Genomic DNA, 20,908 nt, shown 5'->3' with positions numbered 1-20,908 from the left:
GCCAACCTACCGGATCTCGGCGGCGATCTCGCCGCCGGCGACCAGCAGCCGCACGTGCTCGCCCGCGACCACGTCGTCGGGTGCGCGCACGACGCCGCCGTCGTCCTTCTGCACCACGGCGTAGCCGCGCTCGAGCGTCGCGGCCGGCGACAGCGCCCGGATCCGGGCCCGGGTGTGGTCGACGTCCACGGCGGCACGGTCCAGCGCGTGCCGGACGGTGCGCCGGGCCCGCTGCACGAGCGCCTCCAGCTCCGACGCACGCAGCCGCAGGCCGTGGTGCGGGTCGGCCAGCGCGGGACGCGACCGCAGCGACTCCAGGCCATGCCGTTCGCGGTCCAGCCGGTGCCGGACGGCGGACCGGATCCGCTCCCGCGCCCGCCCCACCCGGTCGGCCTCCTCTGCGACGTCGGGCACGACCCGCTTCGCCGCGTCCGTCGGCGTCGACGCGCGCACGTCGGCGACCAGGTCCAGCAGCGGAGTGTCGGCCTCGTGGCCGATCGCGCTGACGACCGGCGTCGACGCCGCGGCGACCGCCCGGATCAGCGCCTCGTCGGAGAACGGCAACAGGTCCTCCACCGAACCGCCGCCGCGGGCGATGATGACGACGTCCACCTCGGGGTCGCGGTCGAGCACCCGCAGCGCGTCCATCACCTGGCTGACGGCGTTCAGCCCCTGCACGGCGACCGGCTCGACCCGGAACCGCACGCCGGGCCAGCGCCGTCGCGCGTTCTCGAGCACGTCGTGCTCGGCCTTGGAGTCGCGGCCGCAGATCAGCCCGATGACACGCGGGAGGAACGGCAGCGGCCGCTTGCGCGCGTCGGCGAAGACGCCCTCGGTGGCCAGGATCTTCCGCAGCCGCTCGATCCGGGCCAGCAGGTCGCCCAGCCCGACGGTGCGCAACTCGTCGGCGGCCAGCGACAACGTCCCGCGGGTGAAGTACCACGACGGCTTCGCATGCACGACGACGCGGGCGCCGTCGGCCAGCGGCGCGTCCAGCGCGTCCAGCAGCCCGACCGGGCAGGTCACCGTCAGCGACACCTCGGCGTGCGGGTCGCGCAGGGTGAGGAACGCCGTCGCCGTGCCAGGGCGGCGGGAGTACTGCGCGACCTGTCCCTCGACCCAGACCGGGCCGAGCCGCGCCACCCAGCCGCCGATCAGCTGCGAGATGACGCGGACCGGTGCGGGCTTCTCCGGGGATGTGTCGAGGGCCACGATGGGCACCGTACCTTGGGGAACCGACGGTGACGGCACCTACCATGGGCGTATGACTGGACGAGTTCTGCTGGCCGCGCCCAGGGGCTACTGCGCGGGCGTCGACCGCGCCGTCGTCACCGTCGAGAAGGCGCTGGACCACTACGGCCCGCCGGTCTACGTCCGCAAGCAGATCGTGCACAACAAGCACGTCGTCGAGACGCTGGAGCAGCGCGGCGCGATCTTCGTCGAGGAGCTGTCCGAGGTGCCCGAGGGTGCGCTGGTGGTGTTCTCCGCGCACGGCGTGTCGCCCATGGTGCACGCCGAGGCGGGGGAGCGGGGGCTGCGGACCATCGACGCGACCTGCCCGCTGGTCACCAAGGTGCACAACGAGGCCCGCCGGTTCGCCAAGGACGACCTCGACATCGTGCTGATCGGCCACAACGGGCACGAGGAGGTCGAGGGCACCGCGGGTGAGGCGCCCGAGCACATCCAGCTCGTCGAGAGCCCGGACGACGTCGACAAGGTGCAGGTCCGCGACCCGTCCCGGGTCGTCTGGCTGTCGCAGACCACGCTGTCGGTCGACGAGACGTACGAGACCGTCGGCCGGCTGCGCGAGCGGTTCCCGGCGCTGATCAGCCCGCCCAGCGACGACATCTGCTACGCGACGCAGAACCGCCAGGTCGCGGTCAAGGAGATCGCCGCCGAGTCCGAGCTCGTGCTGGTCGTCGGCTCGGCCAACTCGTCCAACTCGGTGCGGCTGGTCGAGGTCGCGCTCGACGCCGGCGCCGACGCCTCGTACCGCATCGACAACGCCTCCGAGATCGACGAGGCCTGGCTCGACGGCGTGTCGACGGTGGGCGTGACCAGCGGTGCGTCGGTGCCGGAGGACCTCGTCGCCGGCGTCGTCGCGTGGCTGGGGGAGCGTGGCTTCCCGAATGTCGAGGAGCACCGCACCACCGAGGAGTCCCTGATCTTCTCGCTGCCGCGCGAGCTGCGCCGCGACCTCAAGGCGTCGGCCACCGCGGACTGACCGGCCCTCAGCCGTCCTTCTTCTTGTCGTCCTTGCCGCCGCCGAACGCGCTGACCAGCAGGATCAGGCCCCAGATGCCGAGCGGCCAGACCGGCCAGAAGTTCCTCAGCTCGCCCGCGGTGAGGCTGCTGATGCCCCAGATGCCGATCATGATGACGGCGCCGCCGACCCACGCCTGCCACTCGTCGAGGTACTCGCGCAGTTCGCGCTTCTTGCGCGCCTCGACCGCCTTCTGCTCCTCCTGCAGGCGCTCACGCTGCCGTGGCTGCGGCAGGTCGGCGGTGAGGCGGTCCAGCTCGCCGTAGGTGCGCGACTCCCACACCGCCTGGATGCGACGCTCGTACTCGTCGTTGTCGAGCCGGCCCTCGCCGAAGGCGTCGCGCAGGTCCTCGGCGACGATCTCCCGGTCGGCGTCGCTCGCCCTTTGCTCCGGCCGCCGCGCGGGCAGATCGCTCATGCTGGTCTCCCTTCGGTGTGCGAGCAAGGATACGACCGCAGCGACGACGTGATCATCCGGACCGGCATGCGGTCGAATCTCGCGGCGGCCTCCCGGTCCCCCGTCGTCGCTCCCTCGGGCTTCGGGCGCTATGGGGAGCGCATCCCGTTCGTGCAGAAGAACCGCTGGCTCATCTGAGTCGACGCGCTGGCGCGAGCGGCTGTGCCGGTGGTCCTGACAACCGGTCACAGGCCCCTTGGCAGAGCACAGCGCTTCTGCTAACTTTCTTTCCAATTCGATTCGAGGCCATTCCGGTGCAATGAGATCACGGGCCGCGAATCGCCCGAACCGCCAGCCCTTCTGGCCAGTCACGCCCCTAGTCATTTGCCCTGCTTCAGCCTGCCCATGCCTCGTGGAGGTGATGCCCGCGATCGGATCCGCAGATCCGAGTCATCGTCACGGACGACATCAGGCAAGGAGTCACCCATGAAGACTCGATGGCGCACCGCGGCGGCGTACGGCGCCGCCGCGGGACTGCTGGTCACGAGCGTCGCAGTGGCCTTCGGCGCACCGTCACCCCAACCGGACGACGCTGTGACGGCGCAGCAGACGCCGCAGGTGCGGGCGCAGGCCGCGGCCGCGAACGGCTACCGCAACGTCGGCTACTTCACCCAGTGGGGCATCTACGGCCGGAACTTCCTGGTCCAGGATCTGGACCAGTCCGGAGCGGCGGCCGACCTCACGCATCTCAACTACGCCTTCGCCAACATCCACCCGGACACGCTGACCTGTTTCGAGGCCAACCGGCCCAACGGGCCGAAGGACTCGCCGTCGGAGGGCGACTACGCCGGCGACGCCTGGGCCGACTACGGCCGCGGGTTCGCGGCCGGCGACTCCGTCGACGGTGTCGGCGACGTCTGGGACCAGCCGCTGGCCGGCAACTTCAACCAGATCAAGGAGCTCAAGGCGAAGTACCCGCACCTCAAGGCGCTGGTCTCGATCGGCGGCTGGACCTGGTCGCGGCACTTCTCCCGCGCCGCCGCGACGCCGGAGTCGCGCCAGCGGTTCGTCTCGTCGTGCATCGACCTGTTCCTGCGCGGCAACCTGCCGGTGATCGACGGCCGCGGCGGGCCGGGCTCCGGCGCCGGGGTGTTCGACGGGTTCGACATCGACTGGGAGTGGCCCGGCGTGCCGGAGAACCTCCAGCACCCTGGCAACCACTGGTCGCCGGACGACAAGGCGAACTTCACCGCGCTGCTGGCGGAGTTCCGCCGTCAGCTCGACGCGCACGGAGCGCAGACCGGCAAGACGTACGAGCTCAGCGCGTTCCTGCCGGCCAACCCCGTGCTCGTCGACGCCGGCTGGGACGTGAGCCAGATCTTCGACTACCTCGACTTCGGCAACGTGCAGGGCTACGACCTGCACGGCACCTGGGACCCGGATCTGGCCGGCCACCAGGCCAACCTGAACGACGACTCGGCCAACCCGCTCGCGGACGGCCAGCGGTTCAGCGTCGACGCGGCGATGCGGTACTACGTCGACCGCGGCGTCTCACCGTCCCAGCTCACCATGGGAATCCCGCTGTACGGCCGTGGCTGGACCGGGGTCACGGACGGCGGGAAGCACGGCGCGTGGCAGAACGCGTCCGGCGCCGCGCCGGGCGAGTTCCCCGAGGAGCCGGGGAGCGACCGCTACCGCAACCTGCGCGGCGGCCAGATCTTCCACGACGAGCAGGTCATGGCCTCGTGGTCCTACGACGGCACCGAGTTCTGGTCCTTCGACGACCCGTGGCTGGTGGACCGGAAGGCCGGCTACATCACGGCCGGCGGCTTCGGCGGCGCGATGTGGTGGGACCTGGCCGGTGACTTCGAGAACGAGCTGGTCGGGCTGATGGGCTCGCGGCTGGCGACCGGCGGTCCACCGGGCGGCGACGACACCGGCGGCGACGCGTCCGGTGGCGACGTCTCGGGTGGCGACGTCTCGGGTGGCGACGTCTCGGGTGGCGACGCGACCGGCGGAGACGACGGCGGGCCGGGCGAGTGCACGGCGCCGGCCTGGAACGCGACGACGGTGTACGTCGGCGGGAACCAGGTGTCGCACAACGGGCACCTCTGGACCGCGCGGCACTGGACGCAAGGTGACACGCCCGCGTCCAGCGAGTGGGGTCCTTGGCGCGACGACGGCGCGTGTTCCGGCGGCACGTCCGGTGCGTCCGGTGCGTCCGGCGCGGACACGGGGACCGACGTCGGCGCCGCGTCGGGGAGCGAGACCGGCACCGCGTCCGGCACGGAGCGCGGCGGGACGGCGGCCTGCACCGCGCCGGCCTGGAACGCGACGACGGTGTACGTCGGCGGGAACCAGGTGTCGCACAACGGGCACCACTGGACCGCCCGGCACTGGACCCAGGGCGACACCCCCGCGCCCAGCGAGTGGGGTCCCTGGCGCGACGACGGGCCCTGCGACGGCGGCGGCACCGACTCCGGGACCGACACCGGCACGGACACGGGCTCGGACACTGGGTCGGAGACGGGCTCGGAGACCGGGTCGGAGACCGGCGGGGACACCGGCACTGAGGACGGCGGCGGCGATCCCGGCGATCCGGGTGACCGCTGGCTGACCGGCTATTGGCACAACTTCAACAACGGCTCGACGGTGCTGCGGGTCTCCCAGGTTCCGCGGGCGTACAACCTGCTGGCGATCGCGTTCGCGGACAACCAGCCGAGCCGGCCGGGCGGCATCACGTTCAACCTCGCCTCGTCCGAGCTCGGCGGCTACACCGTCGACCAGTTCAAGGCCGACATCGCCGCTCGCCGGGCCGCCGGCGGCACCGTCGTCATCTCCGTCGGCGGCCAGAACGGCCATGTCGGCGTCACCAATGCCACCGAGGCCAGCAACTTCGCGCAGAGCACGTACGCGCTCATGCAGGAGTACGGCTTCGACGGCGTCGACATCGACCTGGAGCACGGGATCAACGCGACGTTCATGGAGCAGGCGTTGCGGCAGCTGCGGGCGCTGGCCGGGTCCGATCTGATCATCACGATGGCGCCGCAGACGATCGACTTCCAGGCGCCGACGTTCGAGTACTACAAGCTGGCGCTGGCGATCCGCGACATCCTCACCATCGTCAACATGCAGTACTACAACTCCGGCTCGATGCTGGGCTGCGACCAGCAGGTCTACTCCCAGGGCACGGTCGACTTCCTGACCGCGCTCGCCTGCATCGAGCTCGAAGCCGGACTGGCGCCGCATCAGGTCGGGCTCGGCCTGCCGGCGACGCCGCAAGCCGCGGGCGGCGGCCACCAGTCGCCGTCGAACGTCACGGCCGCCCTGGACTGCCTGGCGACCGCGACCCGCTGCGGCAGGTTCGTGCCGCCCGATCCGTGGGGACCGATCGGCGGGGCGATGACCTGGTCGGTCAACTGGGATGCGACGAACGGCTACCAGTTCGCCAACGCCCTGGGCGCCTATCTCGGCACCAGTTGACGCACCAGGACCGGCGACGGTGAGGGTCGCGGCCCCACCGGACCCTCACCGTCGCCGACGCCGCTCAGCGGCGGCGCCGTCCTGGCCGCGCCGCGGCGCACGCCACCGGCACACGTACACGCGGGCGCCGCCGCGACCGGGCCGCCCGCCCGGTCCGCCGTCAGCCGTCGGTGCCGCTGCGCCGCCGCGACCGCGACCCCTTCCCGGTCGCCGGGCCGAGGCCGAACCGCGGGTCGACCTGGATGTCCTCCAGCGCGATCAGCGCGTCGTCGACCATCTCCGGCGCCTGGAGCTGCCGGGCTGCCCGCTCGACCTGCGGCGGCGCCTCCAGCTCCTCGTCGACCACCTTGAGGTCGGCCATCTTGCGGGCGCTCACCAGCACCCGGCTCTCCAGCGAGCTGACCCCGTCGTTGTAGGCCTTGACCGCGCCGTCGAGCTGACGACCGAGCCGGGCGAGGTGGCCGCCCATCGTGGCGAGCCGGGAGTGCAGCTCGCGGCCGAGTGTCAGCACCTCCTGCGCGTTCTGCGCCAGCGCCTCCTGCCGCCAGGTGTATCCGACCGTGCGCAGCAGCGCGACCAGCGTCGACGGCGTCGCGATGACGACGTTGCGCTCGAAGGCGTGCTCGAACAGCGTCGGGTCCTGCTCCATCGCGGCGTTGAGGAACACGTCGGACGGCACGAACATGACGACGAACTCCGGCGTCGGCGCGAACTGCTCCCAGTACTGCTTGGCGGCCAGCGACTCGATGTGCGTCTTGAGGTGCCGGGCGTGCGCCGCCAGCCGCTTGTCGCGGGTGGCCTCGTCGCGGGCCTCCATGGCCTCGAGGTAGCCGTTGAACGCCACCTTCGCGTCGACGACGACCTTCTTGCCGCCGGCCAGGCTGACCACGAGGTCGGGGCGGAGCTTGCCGTCGCTGGTGTCGGCGGTGGCCTGCTCGGAGAAGTCGACGTGCTCGACCATGCCGGCGGCCTCGACGACCCGGCGCAGCTGCAGCTCGCCCCAGCGGCCGCGCACCTGGGGCGCCCGCAGCGCCGTCACGAGCTGCTGGGTCTCCAGCCGCAGCTGCTCGGAGCTCTTGCCCATGGTCTCGAGCTGGTTGCGCAGCTCGCCGTAGGCGGTCGCCCGGGCCTTCTCGAGCTGGTGAGCGTGGGTGGTGACCTTCTCGAGCTGGTCGTTCAGCGGCTTCACCATCGCCTCGACGGCCAGCCGGCGGTGCTCCAGCTCGGTCTTGACCCGCTCCTCCGAGCCCTTGAACTGCTCCGTCGCCAGCTCGAGGAAGTCGGCGCGGTTCTGCCGCAGCGCGTCGGCCGACAGCCGCTGGAACTCCTGCGTCAGCCGCTCCTGCTCGGCGCGGAGCAGAGCCAGCTTCTCCTCGCCGCTGCTGCGGGCGTGCGCCAGCTCGGTCTCCAGCCGCGTCTGCTCCGCCTGGGCGTCGAGCATGCGCTCGCGGTCGACCTCACGCTCGGCCTGCAGGTCGGCCTTCTCGCGCCGGACGGAGTCGAGCTCGGCCCGCGCGGCGTCGCGCTCGGCGGCCACCGTCGCGGCGGCGCCGGCCGTGCGGACGCGGACGAGCAGCGCGCCGACCGCGCCGCCGAGCAACAGGGCGACGAGGGCGATGAGGACGGTGGAGACGTTCATGGGGGCTACTTTGCCGGGGACCTCCGACAAAGTCGGGGAGGCGCGGCGAGAACCGGTCCGGAACAGGGCTTTCGTCGCAGTTCAAGATCCGCTTCGTGTGCGGCGGCCGGGGCACGTACCCTTGGCACCTGTGAGTCTCACCATCGGCATCGTCGGCCTGCCCAATGTCGGCAAGTCCACGCTGTTCAACGCGCTGACGAAGAACGACGTGCTGGCCGCGAACTACCCGTTCGCCACCATCGAGCCGAACGTCGGCGTCGTCGGCGTGCCCGATCCGCGGCTGGCGAAGCTCGCCGAGACCTTCGGCTCCGCGCGCCAGCTGCCGGCCACCGTCAGCTTCGTCGACATCGCCGGCATCGTGAAGGGCGCCTCCGAGGGTCAGGGCCTGGGCAACAAGTTCCTCGCCAACATCCGCGAGGCCGACGCGATCTGCCAGGTCATCCGCGTCTTCAACGACCCCGACGTCGTCCACGTCGACGGCCGGGTGGAGCCGAAGGCCGACATCGAGACGATCAACACCGAGCTGATCCTCGCCGACCTGCAGACCATCGACAACGCGCTGCCGCGCCTGGTCAAGGAGGCGCGGATGGCCAAGGAGAAGCAGGAGACCGTCGCGGCCGTCGAGCGGGCCAAGGCCATCCTCGACGGCGGACAGACCGTCTTCGCCGCCGGCCTGGAGCCCGAGCCGCTGCGCGAGCTGCACCTCCTCACGGCCAAGCCATTCCTCTACGTCTTCAACATGGACGACGAAGAACTCGGCGACGACGCGCTGAAGGCCGAGCTGCGCACCTTGGTCGCGCCGGCCGAGGCGATCTTCCTCGACGCGCAGATCGAGGCGGAGCTGTCTGAGCTCGATGAGGCCGAGGCGCTGGAGCTGCTGCAGTCGATGGGCCAGGAGGAGTCCGGCCTCGACATGCTCGCCCGGGTCGGCTTCGACACGCTCGGCCTGCAGACCTACCTCACGGCCGGTCCCAAGGAAGCCCGCGCCTGGACGATCCGCAAGGGCGCCACCGCCCCCGAGGCAGCCGGCGTCATCCACACCGACTTCCAGAAGGGCTTCATCAAAGCCGAGGTCGTCTCGTACGACGACCTGGTGGCGACCGGCTCGATGACGGAGGCCCGGTCGAAGGGCCTGGTCCGCATGGAGGGCAAGGACTACGTCATGTCCGACGGCGACGTCGTCGAGTTCCGCTTCAATGTCTGAGCCGCGTGCCGGCCGGCATGGGAACCAGCGATCCCAGGAGAGCGTGGAGGCACTTTCGATGGCGGACGTCGACTACGAAGCTTGTCGCTACAGCGTGACGGTGCGAACCGATGACCCCGCCGTGCTCCACATGCTGCGCGGGCTCACCCAGCAATGCGAGTCCGGGCGGTTCAAGCAGATCGCGTGGGGAGGAACTGGCGAGCGGGACTGGGCCGTCGCCGACCATGAGGTGACGTTCCGTTTCAGCGCGCCCACTGATAGGAGTCGCTTCCGTTCGGAGGCGCGGCGGCTTCTGCCGGACGGCAGTTGGACCGAGCTCCGGTCGGACGACAACGATCCCGCGACGCGCCAGCGATCCTGATTAGCGGGTCGCCGTGCGGTCAGCGCACCGGGTTGCCGGCGGAGCGGGCGATCTCGGCCTGGCGGACGAGGAAGGCCTGCTCGTCCAGCTTCTTCCTGCGCATCCAGGTGGTGACCTCGGCGTTGCACTTGCTGGCGTTGCAGGACCGGCAGGCCGGCACCACGTTGGCCAGCGTGTAGCGGCCGCCGCGGGAGATGGGGAGCATGCAGTCCTTCTGCAGGTGCGCGTCGGCGGCGCCGCAGTAGGCGCAGCCGCCCCACGCGGCGACCAGTGTCGCCCACTGGGCATCGGTCAGGTCGTGCTCGACCTTGTCCATCCGGCGCTTCCGGCGACGGGCGTAGATCGCGGCTCGACGGCGGGACGGCACGGTGTGAGCGTACGGGCACCCATCGCTTGATCCGGGGATTGACGTGCGTGTGCGGGGCGGCGGTCTCGCTGCGGTGCCCGTTGTGTGCCGAGTCCCTAGCCGAGATCACCTGTGCGGGCGGCGAGGAACGACTGAGGCGTACAGCGTCATGACTCGTGAATGAAAAGACCGCGGCGCAGCACCGATGTGGGACTGCGTCGCGGCCAGCCGGCATCACTGGTGGTGGAAGCACCTCCGCCGGCAGCTCCAGCTTACCGCCATCTGCCGCCGGGGACCGCAGGGACCACGTCACATGCGCTGACGGTAGCCGCGGACCTTGGCGAGGTTGCCGCAGCGCTGCATCGAGCACCAGCGACGCTTGCCGGGGCGGGAGGTGTCGACGAGGAGAAGGCCGCAGGTCTCCGACGCGCAGACGCGGATTCGCGACGCCAGCGGACCGGCGAACAGGTCGATCGCGTCGCGGGCGATCGTCGACAGCGCGGCGGGCGTCGTCGGGGAGGCCCAGCCGACCCCGGCGCCGACCACGCCCAGGGAGGGCACCAGCGGAGGCGACGCCGCCGCGGCGTTGATGACCTCGATGTCAGACGGGCGGACGGAGCCACCCGCCGCCAGTGACCGGGCCGCGTCCGTGATCGCCGTCCGCAGCGGCCGCATCGCCGCCAGGTCGGCCGGCCCGGCGGTCAGGCCGTCGACGGACAGGATGACGGAGAGCCAGTGAGCGAGTTCGTCGGGGGAGTGGACGATCTCCCAGCGGGCGGACTCGCCCTCGCCGCCGGTGTGGCTGAAGTCGAGCGAGACGCGGCCGGTGAGGAAGCGCACACGGACGGAGAGCGGGAGGTCCGAACGGCGTTGCATGAAACCACTATAACTGGTTACGGTGAACCTATGACGCTCATCACGCACATCAACCCCGAGTCCATGCACTCCAACCCCGCGTTCAGCTGGGCCGTGCGGGTCGCCGCCGGCGCGGACCTGGTCTTCATCGGCGGCCAGAACGGCGTCGACGGGAGCGGGCAGGTCGTGGCGCCGGACATCGCGAGCCAGACCCGGCAGGCGCTCACGAACCTGCTGACAGTGCTCGAGGCCGCCGGCGCGAAGCCCGAGGACGTCGTGAAATGGACGATCCTGATCAAGGAGGGCGCGTCGCTGCAGGAGGGCTTCGCCGCGTTCGGCGAGGTCTGGGGTCAGCGGCCGAACCCGCCGGCCATCACCGGCGCGTTCGTCGCGGGCCTCGCGGTGCCGGGCGCGCTGGTCGAGATCGAGGCCGTCGCGGCGGTGCCGCCCGCCGGGTAGCCTCGCCCGCATGCCGGACGAGAAGAGCACCCTCAAGCGTTACCTGCAGGCCCAGCGCGACGCGCTGCTGTGGAAGCTCGACGGCCTCAGCGAGCGCGATGCCCGCTGGCCGATGACGCCGACCGGGACCAACCTGCTCGGGCTGGTCAAGCACGTCGCGAGCATGGAGGCCGGCTACTTCGGCGAGGTCTTCGGCCGGCCGGCCCCCGACCCGATGCCGTGGCTGGACGACGACGCCGAGCCGAACGCCGACTTCTGGGCGACGCCGGACCAGACGATCGAGTGGGTGACGGACTTCTACCGGCGCACGATCGCGCACTCCGACGCGACGATCGACGCGCTCGCGCTGGACGACACCGGAACGGTGCCGTGGTGGCCCGAGGACCGCAACCCGGTCACGCTGCACTGGATCCTCGTGCACATGATCGCCGAGACCGCCCGGCACGCGGGTCACGCCGACATCGTCCGCGAGACGATCGACGGCGAGATCGGCCTGCGCAAGGACGTGAGCAACCTCCCCGACCAGGACGCGCAGGGGTGGGCCGACTACGTCGAGAAGCTCAAGCGCACCGCCGAGGAGTTCTAACCCCCGCCGTGCCACGACCGCCACAGCGCGGCGTAGGAACCACCGGCCGCGACGAGCTCGTCGTGCGTGCCGAGCTCGACGATCCGGCCGTCCTCCATGACGGCGATCCGGTCCGCGTCGTGGGCGGTGTGCAGGCGGTGCGCGATCGCGATCACCGTCCGCCCGGCGAGGACCGCGGCCAGGGACCGCTCCAGGTGCCGGGCCGCGCGCGGGTCGAGCAGCGACGTCGCCTCGTCGAGGACCAGCGTGTGCGGGTCGGCCAGCACCAGCCGGGCCAGCGCGAGCTGCTGCGCCTGCGCCGGTGACAGCTCGGCGCCGCCGGACCCCACGGCAGCGGACAGGCCCAGCGTCGACGCCCAGTCCCAGGCGTCGACGGCGCGCAGCGCGGCCTCGACCGACGCGTCGGAGGCCGACGGCCGCGCGAGGACGACGTTGTCGCGCAGCGTGCCGCGGAAGACGTGGTGCTCCTGGGTGACGAGGGCGACCTCGGTGCGCAGCCGGTCGAGCGGCAGGGACGAGACGGGGACGCCGCCGACGGTGATCGTGCCGGCGCGCGGGGTGTGGACGCCGGCGAGCAGCTTGCCGAGGGTGGACTTGCCGGCGCCGGACGGGCCGACGACGGCGAGGCGCTCGCCGGGGGCGATGGTGAGGGAGACGTCATGGAGGACGTCGTGGCCGGGCCGGTAGGCATGGCTCACCCCGCGGACCTCGATCATTTCTTCATTTACGGTATCGGTGGCCGGCGCTGCCCACTCACCCTCGGGGTAGGCCGGATCGCGCCGTACTCCCCGCAACCGTGCCATCGCCGCCCCGCCGATCTGCAGCTCGTTGAGCCAGAACAGCAGCGTGTCCACCGGCGCGAGCAGTTGCTGCGTGTACAGCGTCGCCGCCGTCACCGCGGCCAGCGACACGACGCCGTCGAGGTGCAGCAGCCCGCCGACGACCAGCGTCGCGACCACCGGCAGCACGAACGCCACGTCGATCGTCGGCAGATACACCGTGCGCAGCCGCAGCGTCGCCCGCTCCGCCGCGTACGACGTCACGATGTCGCGGTCCATCCGCGCCGATCGCCGGGAGCCGAGCCGGAACGCCTCGACCGTCCGCGCGCCGTCGACGGTCTCGGCCAGACCCTCGGCGAGCTGCGAGTAGGACGCGTTCTCCCGCAGGTAGGCGGCCCGGGCGCGACGCAGGTACCAGCGGGTGACGGCCCACAGGATCGGCACCCCGACCAGCGCCGGCAGCGCCAGCAGCGGCCCGAGCAGCACCAGCCCGCCGAGCGTCAGCACGATCGTGACGACGCTGATCAGCGTTTCCGGGATCGCGTAGCGCACCGCGCGGGCCAGCAGGTCGACGTCGCGCGTGGTGCGGGTGATGAGGTCGCCGGCGCCGGCCTCCTCGACGGCGCCGAGCGGCAGTGCCAGCACGCCGTGGACGAACTCCTCGCGCAGCTGGGCCAGCACCTTCTCGCCGAGCCGCGCCGACACGAACATCGCCAGCGCGCTCAGCACGGCCTGCGCCACGACGAACAGCGAGATCAGCAGCGTGATCCGGGTGACGTCGTCGACGCCGGCGGTGACGTCCTCGACCAGCCGGCCGAGCAGCCACGGGCCGGCCAGCCCGGACGCGGCGGCGAGCGCGTGGAGCCCGACGGCGGCGGCGACGGACCGGCGCTCCCGCAGCGCCAGCCGGCGTGCGTGCCGCCGGACCTCCCGCGCCGACGCGACCGGCAGGCCCGCGGCCGACGCGCCCGGCGTCCCGCTCATGCCGGGCCCTCCTCACGCGCGACCAGCGCCCGGTACCGCGGATCGGCCAGCAGCGACGCGTGCGTCCCGGTCGCGACGACGGCGCCGGCGTCGACGAGGACGACGGAGTCGGCGTGGTCCAGCAGGATCGGGCTGGTCGCGAACACGACCGTGGTCCGGCCGGCCCGCGCCGCGGCCAGCCGGGCGGCGATCCGGGCCTCGGTGTGCGCGTCGACGGCGCTGGTGGGCTCGACCAGCACGAGAACGTCGGGCGAGGTCAGCACGGCCCGGGCCAGTCGCAACCGCTGCAGCTGGCCGCCGGAGAACTCCTTCCCACCCGAGGCCACGACGGTGTCCAGCCCGTCCGGCAGCGCCTCCAGCACGTCCGCCGCCGACGCGACGTCCACCGCGGCCAGCAGCTCCGCATCGTCGGCCTCCCGATCCACGCAGAGCTCCGTCCGCAGCAGACCTGCGAACAGCCGCGCGTCGTTGCCGGACACCAGGATCCGCCGCCGCACCTCGTCGACGTCGACCGACGCCAGCGGCAGCCCGCCGTACGTCACCGACGACTCCACGTACCGGCCCAGCCGGTCCGCCAGCGCGGCCGCGTCACCCGGCGCCGCGCACACGACCGCCGTGAACCGTCCCTCCTCGACGAGCAGCCCGGACACCGGATCCACCAGCACACCGCCCGCCAGCGCCGCCGACCCACCGCCCGGCCCGATCGACGGCGACAGCGCCAGCAGCGTCACCACGCGCCGGGCCGCGACGAGCGCCTTCATGATCGCGCCCGCGCCCACGACGATCCGCCGCACCGGCGTGGCCAGGAACACCGCGAACCCGTAGAACGCGACCAGCTGGCCGCCGGTCAGCTCGCCGGAGAGCACCTGCCGCGCGCCGAGGAACACGATCGCCGCGACCAGCAGGCCGGGCAGCAGCATCCGGGCCACCTCGAGCGCCGCCTCGGCGCGGGCGACGTGCACCCCGGCGTGCCGGACCCGCTGCGACTCGTCGTCGTAGCGCCGCCCGAACAGCGACTCGCCGCCGATCCCGCGCAGCACCCGCAGCCCGCCGACGATGTCGACGGCCTGGGCGGTCAGCTCCGCCTGCTGGACCCGCAGCCGGGTCTGCCGGTCGTGCAGCGGCCGTAGCAGCAGCGCCGTCGCCCACACGATCAGCGGCACCCCGGCCAGCACGACCAGCCCCAGCCGCCACGACGTCGCCAGCATGATCGCCGCCACCACGACGATGGACGCGACCGCGCCGATGGTGCGCGAGCTGAGGTCCAGCGCCCGCCCGATCGCGGTGACGTCGGCGACGCCCACGCTGAGCACCTCGCCGGCCGACGTCTTCCGCGGCAGCGTCGCGCCGAGCCGCGCCGCCTGCCGCGTGACCAGCTGCAACGTCCTGTACCGCGCTCCCAGAGCGTTGGTCAGTGCGCACCGGTCCTGCAGGATGCCGGCGGCGGCCTGGGCGACGCCGAGGGCCAGCACGACGCCGCCCCACAGCAGCAGGTCGCCGCGGTCGCGCCCGGTCAGACCGTCGTCGATGGCCCGGCCGACGGCGTACGGGATCAGCGCCTGCGCGGTCGGCCAGAGGCAGCCGTAGAACGCGCCGAGCAGGACGACGCCGAACTGGACGCGGGCCAGCCAGAGCAGGTAGCGGCCCGGAGTGAGGCGGCTGGGGACACCGGGGTCCGGTTCGGGAAAGCGCCGCACAAGATTCGAGACCCTAGTCGCCATACACCCCGGCGGCAACGCGATTTCGGCGCGACTATTGACCCTGCCGACGCGTGGCGACACGATCGAGTCGATGGGCAGGATCAGACGCTGGCCGGTGTCGTCGTCCGCGCTGCGCTCCGTCGGCTACGACCCGCAGACGTGGACGCTCGAGGTCGAGTTCGAGTCCGGCGCCGTCTACCGCTACCTCGACGTCGACCCGCTGGACGTCGAGGCGATGATGCGGGCCGACAGCATGGGCGCCTACCTCAACGAGGAGATCAAGCCGCGCTACGAGGCCGAGCAGGTGCAGGGATAGCTCACGGCGCCGGGGTCAGCTGCTCCAGCGCGGCCAGCCCCGACGCGGCCAGCGGCGACGGGGGAGCGGCCTGCGGCGCGGTGGCCCGGAACGCGCTCGGCGCGACGCCGTAGACGGCGCGGAACCGGCGGGAGAAGTGGTAGGCGTCGGCGAACCCGCACTGCACCGCGATGGCCTGCAGCGACAGGTTGCTCATCCACAGCAGCGGCTCGGACCGGGCCAGCCGGAGCCGCTCCAGCGCGGCGACCGGCCCGACCCCGAAGCGGCGCCGGAACGCCCGGCACAGCGTCGAGACGGACACGCCGGCGGCCGCGGCCAGCCGCTCCAGCGGAACCGGCCGGGCGACACCGTCGGCCCATGCGGTCCGTACGGCGGACATCGCGGCGACCACCGGCGCCGGCAGCCCTCCGTCGCCGGCGCCCGAGCCGGCCGGCTCGGCAGGCGGCGCGAGGAACGTCAGCACCAGCAGCCGCAGCGTCTCGGCCGCCCGGTCGTGCCAGCCGGGCGGGCACGCGGCGCCGAGCCAGAGCAGGTACTGGCACAGCGCGCCCATCGGGTCCGGCCGGCCGCCCAGCTCCCGCACGACCGGCCACGCCGCATCGTCGAACGGGGGCCCGGCCAGCGTGAAGTGCACGTACGCGTGCCGGGTCGGCCGCCGCGGATCCCAGCGGAACGCGTCGCGCATCCCCGGCCGGACCAGCAGCAACGTCCCCGGTGTCAGCGGTACCTGCAGGTCGTCCCAGCGCCAGGTCGCGCTGCCGGACAGCAGCCAGACGAACTCGTACGTGCGGGCGTCGCGCGGGCCGAACGTCGAGCCCGGCGGGTAGTCCGCGACGGCGGGGCCGAGGCGGGGCGCCAGCCCCACCCCGAACCCCGCCACAGCGACCTCAGCGGTCACAGCCACCGTCGCGATCCGGCCGGATCCGCGGCGTGCGCAGCTGCTCGATCCCCTTGTAGGCGTACGGGTCGCGGCCGGCCACCAGCACGACGTCGCGGAAGTCGGCCTGCGCCATGGTCTGCCCTTCGTGCGGCGGCGCCCACGGCAGCAGCGACTCCGCGCTCATGTAGTGGTTGGCCAGCGCGCGCCGGTAGCCGTGCTTCCCGGTGTTCGGCAGCGACTTGTGCAGCAGGTACCCGTTGAACAGCAGCACCGATCCGGCGCTCAGCTCGACCGGCACCGCGTCGTCGTCGGTCCAGGGGAAGTCGTAGGACTCGACGGTGCAGTCGTAGCGCGGGTCCTCGTGCTCGCGGTTGGGGTAGATGACGCCGCCGCGGTGCGAGCCGGGCAGCACCCAGAGGCAGCCGTTCTCGACGGTCGCGTCGTCGAGTGCGATCCACGCGGCGGTGAGCGAGCGGTCCCGGGTCGGGATGAACATCTCGTCCTGGTGCCAGGCCTGGCCCGGCTTCCCCTCGGCCTTGACGAACAGCATCGACTGCATCGCCTTGACGTTCGGCCCGATGACCCGGGTCAGGCCGTCGACGATCGCGGGATGGCGCATCGTGTCCAGCATCAGCGACGACAGCTTGTGCGGATAGTGGACGCAGAGGAACCGGCGGATCACCTCGTCGTCGCTCTCGTCCGGCGACGACGCGACCGCCCCCTCGATCGCGCCGAGCTCGCCACGGCAGATCCGCGCGGTCTCGGCCAGCAGCGCGTCGAGCTCGGCGCGGCTGAGCACGTCCTTCAGGATGACGAATCCATCCTGCTCGTAGCGGCTCTCCAGGGTCGACGGCGGTGCGATGGGCGCGACGGTCATGACGGGTCTCCAGGCGGTTCGGTGCGAATAGGCCGACGTCTCGCATCCTGCTCGCGGCGCACCCCGGGCGGCCATGGCGTCACTGTGCAGCATGATGGCGAATCCTGTCATCCCTTGACGAGCCGGAAACGCCGCCGTTACAGTCGAGTCCGTTGTCCTAATACGTATTAGTGCCCGCGGAGGGAGATCGGCGAGCGCATGACGGCCCCCGCACCACGCGGCTGGAGCACCTGGGACGTCCGCACCCACACCGGCATGACGCACCTGCCGTCCGGGCTCGCGGTCCGGTTCGGTCTCCTGGACGCCGCCGGCCGGCCGGTGTTCGACGGGTTCACCTGGCGGCGCGGCCTGGTCCGGCTCGGCCACCACACCGTCGACGGCTCGTTCGCCGAGGTCACGGTCGAGGCGGACGGGGTCGAGCTGCGGCTGACGATGGCCGGCGGGCCGGGCGACGAGCTGTACGTCCGGGGCGCGTCCGCGGGCACGGTCGTCGTCGACTGGCCGGGGAAGGACGGCTGGCGGCTGGACCGTGCCGGCGACGACCTCCTCATCGCCCCGCGCAACTCGGCCGCGACGGTGCACGATGTCGGCGAAGTGATCGAGCGGCGCCGGGCCGCCGCCGACGCCGTCCGCCCGAGGTCCGGAGGCCGGTACCGCGACGCCGCCGACGCGCTGACCCGCGCCGTCACCTGGAACACCATCCACGCGCCGGACCTGGGCCGCGTCCTCACCCCGACGTCGCGCGACTTCGTCTCCGCCGAGCGGCAGGGCTTCTACGGCAGCTGGGCGCTGCACGCGTGGGACACGTTCTTCACCGGGCTGGTCGCGAGCCTCGTCGACCGCGACTACGCGCGCGGCATCCTCGGCCAGATCCTGCCGTTCGCCGACGCGGCCGGGATGATCCCGAACCGGGTCAGCGACGAGCGCGGCACCACCTGGGACCGGTCGCAGCCGCCGGTCGGCGCGCTGACGGTGCTGTCGGCGTACCTGTCCGGCGGGCTCTCCGACCGGACCCGCGACCGGGCGCTGCTGGAGGAGACCTTCGACGCGCTGCTGGCCTGGCACGACTGGTGGCCGGCGCATCGCGTCGGGCCGCACGGCTTGCTGGCGTGGGGCTCGGACCCGATCGAGGGCGACCCGGAGTCGGCGACGCTGGACCGCGCGAAGCGGGAGTCCGGGCTGGACGACTCGCCGATGTACGACGAGGCCGCGTACGACCCGGCGACGCACACGATGGACCTCGCCGACGCCGGCCTGAACGCGCTACACATTGCCGACGCCGAGGCCCTGGCCATGATGGCCGAGCTGCTCGGCGACGCCGCTACGGCGGCCCGGCTCACCGCAGCGGCCGAGCGCACTCGTGCGCGGGCCGCGGCGCTGTTCTGGGACGAGGCCGCGCAGGGCTACCGGAACCTGCGCGCGGACGGCAGCCACGACCCGCACGTCTCGCCGACGCTGCTCTACCCGCTGCTCGGCGGCTTCCCCGACCCGGCCACGGCACGGCACGTCGCGGACGTCCTGCTCCAGCCCGGCGTGCTCGGCGGCGACCGGCCGCTGCCCAGCGTCGCGCGGAACGACCCCGGCTTCGCCGCCACCTACTGGCGTGGCCGGATCTGGGCGCCGATGGCCTACCTCGCGGTCCAGGGGCTGCGCCGCTACGACCTGCGTGACCACAGCCGCGCCGTCAGCACGGCGCTGCTGGAGCTGTTCCTCACCGAGTGGGAGGCGCACAGCGCGGTCCGGGAGAACTACCCGGCCTTCGACGGTGAGGACCTCACCGGATTCCAGCAGCGGTCGGACGGGCTGATGGCGTGGGGCGGGCTGCTGGCGCACCTCGCGTTCGGCGAGCTGGCCGAGGCCCGGCCGGACGGCTGGCGGTTCGCCCATCCCGGCGAGCCGGCCGAGCTGGCCGGCCTGCCGCTCGGCGACGGCCGGCTGACGGTGCGCGCGGGCGACCGGCTGGTCGTGACGCTCGACGGCGCCGTCCTGATCGACGCGGCGCCGGGCGTCGTCGTGAGCGCGTACCGGCGCACGCCGGACGAGGTCAGCGCCACCGTCACCGGCACCGGCGACGCGCGCATCACCGACATCGAGGGCGGGCCGCAAGCCGTCACCGTCGACGGCGACACCCGGCATGTCCAGTTCGTCAGAGAGGGATCCCACGCGTGAGCAGCGAGACGGCGAGGACGGCCGACATCCTCGTGGTGGGCGGCGGGCTCGGCGGCGTCGCAGCGGCCCTCGCGGCACTGCGACGAGGCAGGTCCGTCCTGCTCACCGAGGAGACCGACTGGATCGGCGGCCAGCTGACCAGCCAGGGCGTCCCGCCGGACGAGCACGCGTGGATCGAGCAGTTCGGCAGCACCCGCAGCTACCGCGAGCTGCGCGAGAACATCCGCGCCTACTACCGCGCCTGGTACCCGCTGGCCGGCTGGGCCCGCGACGCACGCGACCTCAACCCCGGCCAGGGGAAGGTCAGCCGGCTGTGCCATGAGCCGCGGGTCGGCGCCGCCGTGCTGGAGGCGATGGTGGCGCCGTGGATCGCGGCCGGCCGGCTGCGCGTCCTGTACCGGCACCGCCCGGTGGCCGCGAGCGTCGACGGCGACCGCGTCACCGCCGTCGTGGTCGAGGGCCCCGACGGCACCAGGCTGGAGGTCCGTGCCCCCTACCTCCTGGACGCGACCGAGTTGGGCGACCTGCTGCCGCTCACCGGCACCGAGCACGTCACCGGGTTCGAGTCGCGGCACGACACCGGCGAGCCGAGCGCGCCGGACCAGGCGCAGCCGGACAACCTGCAGGCGTTCTCCTGGGTGTTCGCCGTCGACCACCGCGCCGGCGAGGACCACACGATCGACCGGCCGGCCGGGTACGCCGCCTGGCGCGAGTACCAGCCGCCGAAGTGGCCGAACCCGCTGATCAGCCTGCGTGCGCCGGACCCGCGCACACTCGAGCCGTTCGAGCGCGCCTTCGTGCCCAACGGCGACACCGGCCCGGTCGTCGCCGACCAGTCCAAGGACCCCGGCGACCGCGAGCTGTGGGCCTTCCGCCGCATCGTCGCCCGGTCGGTGTTCCGGCCCGGGTTCGCCGAGAGCGACGTCACCGTCGTCAACTGGCCGATGATCGACTACGTGCCCGGGTCGCTGATCGGCGTCAGCGACGAGGAGCGCGACAAGCACCTCGCCGGCGCCCGCGAGCTGTCCATGTCGATGCTGTACTGGCTGCAGACCGAGGCGCCGCGGCCCGACGGCGGCACCGGCTGGCGGGGGCTACGGCTGCGCGGCGACGTCATGGGCACGGCCGACGGGCTGGCGAAGGCGCCGTACATCCGCGAGTCGCGCCGCATCAGGGCCCGCCGCACGGTGGTCGAGCAGGACCTGTCGCTGGCGGTCCGCGGCTCGGCCGGCGCGGTCGCGTACCCGGACTCCGTCGGCATCGGGATGTACCGCATCGACCTGCACCCGTCGACCGGCGGCGACACCTATATCGACGTCGCCAGCTCGCCGTTCCAGATCCCGCTCGGCGCGCTGCTGCCGCAGCGGGTGCGCAACCTGCTGCCGGCCGGCAAGAACATCGGCACGACGCACATCACCAACGGCTGCTACCGGCTGCACCCCGTCGAGTGGAACGTCGGCGAGGTCGCCGGCGCGCTGGCGGCGCACTGCCTGGCCGGCGGGCTGGAGCCGGGCCAGGTGCACGAGTCCGGCGCCCTGCTGGGCGCCTTCCAGGACGAGCTGGCCGCCGACGGCGTCGAGCTGGCCTGGCCGGAGATCAAGGGGTACTGA

The 20,908-nt window shown here is 72.7% G+C and carries 18 protein-coding genes and 2 pseudogenes; 11 read left to right on the top strand and 9 right to left on the bottom strand.

Going from position 1 to position 20,908, the window contains the following annotated elements:
• Positions 1 to 6: 6 nt before the first annotated feature.
• Positions 7 to 1,212, bottom strand: a complete 1,206-nt coding sequence (gene xseA, locus C1I92_RS12350; protein ID WP_111254971.1) for an exodeoxyribonuclease VII large subunit — start codon at positions 1,210 to 1,212, stop codon at positions 7 to 9.
• 1 nt (position 1,213) lies between these two features.
• Between xseA and C1I92_RS12345 the strand changes: the two genes are divergently transcribed.
• Complete coding sequence (locus C1I92_RS12345) at positions 1,214 to 2,224, top strand: 4-hydroxy-3-methylbut-2-enyl diphosphate reductase (RefSeq protein ID WP_438940527.1); 1,011 nt, start codon at positions 1,214 to 1,216, stop codon at positions 2,222 to 2,224.
• Positions 2,225 to 2,231: 7 nt separating this feature from the next.
• Here the strand turns inward: C1I92_RS12345 and C1I92_RS12340 are convergent, their stop codons facing one another.
• A complete protein-coding gene (locus tag C1I92_RS12340) occupies positions 2,232 to 2,681 on the bottom strand; it encodes a DUF1707 domain-containing protein (RefSeq protein ID WP_111254957.1) in 450 nt (149 codons plus the stop codon).
• 15 nt (positions 2,682 to 2,696) lie between these two features.
• On the opposite strand from C1I92_RS12340, the gene C1I92_RS33775 reads away from it, so the two are divergent.
• The 3 genes and pseudogenes from C1I92_RS33775 to C1I92_RS35585 all read left to right on the top strand — a co-directional run.
• Complete coding sequence (locus tag C1I92_RS33775) at positions 2,697 to 2,858, top strand: hypothetical protein (RefSeq protein WP_158564100.1); 162 nt, start codon at positions 2,697 to 2,699, stop codon at positions 2,856 to 2,858.
• 207 nt (positions 2,859 to 3,065) lie between these two features.
• A pseudogene (locus tag C1I92_RS35590) lies at positions 3,066 to 5,090 on the top strand (glycosyl hydrolase family 18 protein); the annotation flags it as partial.
• Positions 5,091 to 5,267: 177 nt separating this feature from the next.
• Positions 5,268 to 6,233 (top strand): annotated as a pseudogene (locus tag C1I92_RS35585) (chitinase); the annotation flags it as partial.
• Positions 6,234 to 6,303: 70 nt separating this feature from the next.
• Here the strand turns inward: C1I92_RS35585 and C1I92_RS12325 are convergent.
• Positions 6,304 to 7,782: a DNA recombination protein RmuC gene (locus C1I92_RS12325; protein WP_111254956.1), complete on the bottom strand. Its 1,479-nt coding sequence runs from the start codon at positions 7,780 to 7,782 to the stop codon at positions 6,304 to 6,306.
• 130 nt (positions 7,783 to 7,912) lie between these two features.
• Between C1I92_RS12325 and ychF the strand changes: the two genes are divergently transcribed.
• Positions 7,913 to 8,986: a redox-regulated ATPase YchF gene (ychF, locus tag C1I92_RS12320; protein WP_111254955.1), complete on the top strand. Its 1,074-nt coding sequence runs from the start codon at positions 7,913 to 7,915 to the stop codon at positions 8,984 to 8,986.
• A gap of 58 nt (positions 8,987 to 9,044) precedes the next feature.
• Entirely contained in the window at positions 9,045 to 9,347 is a 303-nt protein-coding gene (locus C1I92_RS12315; RefSeq protein WP_111254954.1) for a hypothetical protein, read from the top strand.
• A gap of 19 nt (positions 9,348 to 9,366) precedes the next feature.
• Here C1I92_RS12315 and C1I92_RS12310 read toward each other — a convergent pair whose 3' ends face one another.
• Positions 9,367 to 9,663 carry an HNH endonuclease gene (locus tag C1I92_RS12310; protein WP_111254953.1) on the bottom strand — a complete coding sequence of 99 codons (297 nt, stop codon included), beginning with the start codon at positions 9,661 to 9,663 and terminating at the stop codon, positions 9,367 to 9,369.
• Between the two features lie 339 nt (positions 9,664 to 10,002).
• Positions 10,003 to 10,569: a CGNR zinc finger domain-containing protein gene (locus C1I92_RS12305; protein ID WP_111254952.1), complete on the bottom strand. Its 567-nt coding sequence runs from the start codon at positions 10,567 to 10,569 to the stop codon at positions 10,003 to 10,005.
• A 30-nt stretch (positions 10,570 to 10,599) separates the two neighbouring features.
• On the opposite strand from C1I92_RS12305, the gene C1I92_RS12300 reads away from it, so the two are divergent.
• Entirely contained in the window at positions 10,600 to 11,007 is a 408-nt protein-coding gene (locus C1I92_RS12300; RefSeq protein ID WP_111254951.1) for a RidA family protein, read from the top strand.
• A gap of 10 nt (positions 11,008 to 11,017) precedes the next feature.
• Positions 11,018 to 11,593, top strand: coding sequence for a DinB family protein (locus tag C1I92_RS12295; protein ID WP_111254950.1), 576 nt, complete (start codon positions 11,018 to 11,020; stop codon positions 11,591 to 11,593).
• Here C1I92_RS12295 and C1I92_RS12290 read toward each other — a convergent pair.
• Entirely contained in the window at positions 11,590 to 13,356 is a 1,767-nt protein-coding gene (locus tag C1I92_RS12290; protein WP_111254949.1) for an ABC transporter ATP-binding protein, read from the bottom strand. The genes C1I92_RS12295 and C1I92_RS12290 overlap by 4 nt on opposite strands.
• Positions 13,353 to 15,053, bottom strand: a complete 1,701-nt coding sequence (locus C1I92_RS12285; protein WP_111254948.1) for an ABC transporter transmembrane domain-containing protein — start codon at positions 15,051 to 15,053, stop codon at positions 13,353 to 13,355. Before C1I92_RS12285 ends, C1I92_RS12290 begins: the two co-directional genes overlap by 4 nt.
• A 94-nt stretch (positions 15,054 to 15,147) precedes the next feature.
• Here C1I92_RS12285 and C1I92_RS12280 point away from each other — a divergent pair, with 94 nt between their 5' ends.
• Positions 15,148 to 15,372 (top strand): KTSC domain-containing protein, encoded by a 225-nt coding sequence (locus tag C1I92_RS12280; RefSeq protein ID WP_199521166.1) that lies wholly within the window; start codon positions 15,148 to 15,150, stop codon positions 15,370 to 15,372.
• A gap of 1 nt (position 15,373) precedes the next feature.
• On the opposite strand, the gene C1I92_RS12275 is transcribed toward C1I92_RS12280, so the two are convergent.
• Together C1I92_RS12275 and C1I92_RS12270 are read right to left on the bottom strand one after the other, a co-directional pair.
• A complete protein-coding gene (locus tag C1I92_RS12275; protein ID WP_146605113.1) occupies positions 15,374 to 16,276 on the bottom strand; it encodes an AraC family transcriptional regulator in 903 nt (300 codons plus the stop codon).
• Entirely contained in the window at positions 16,260 to 17,129 is an 870-nt protein-coding gene (locus C1I92_RS12270; protein WP_111254947.1) for a phytanoyl-CoA dioxygenase family protein, read from the bottom strand. The genes C1I92_RS12275 and C1I92_RS12270 overlap by 17 nt, the downstream gene beginning before the upstream one ends.
• 198 nt (positions 17,130 to 17,327) lie before the next feature.
• On the opposite strand from C1I92_RS12270, the gene C1I92_RS12265 reads away from it, so the two are divergent.
• Complete coding sequence (locus C1I92_RS12265) at positions 17,328 to 19,298, top strand: MGH1-like glycoside hydrolase domain-containing protein (RefSeq protein WP_111254946.1); 1,971 nt, start codon at positions 17,328 to 17,330, stop codon at positions 19,296 to 19,298.
• A complete protein-coding gene (locus C1I92_RS12260) occupies positions 19,295 to 20,908 on the top strand; it encodes an FAD-dependent oxidoreductase (RefSeq protein ID WP_111254945.1) in 1,614 nt (537 codons plus the stop codon). Before C1I92_RS12265 ends, C1I92_RS12260 begins: the two co-directional genes overlap by 4 nt.

The sequence above is a fragment of the Jiangella anatolica genome, assembly GCF_003236295.1.
Taxonomy (GTDB): Bacteria; Actinomycetota; Actinomycetes; order Jiangellales; family Jiangellaceae; genus Jiangella; species Jiangella anatolica.
This window is presented reverse-complemented; position numbering and strand designations above follow the sequence as displayed.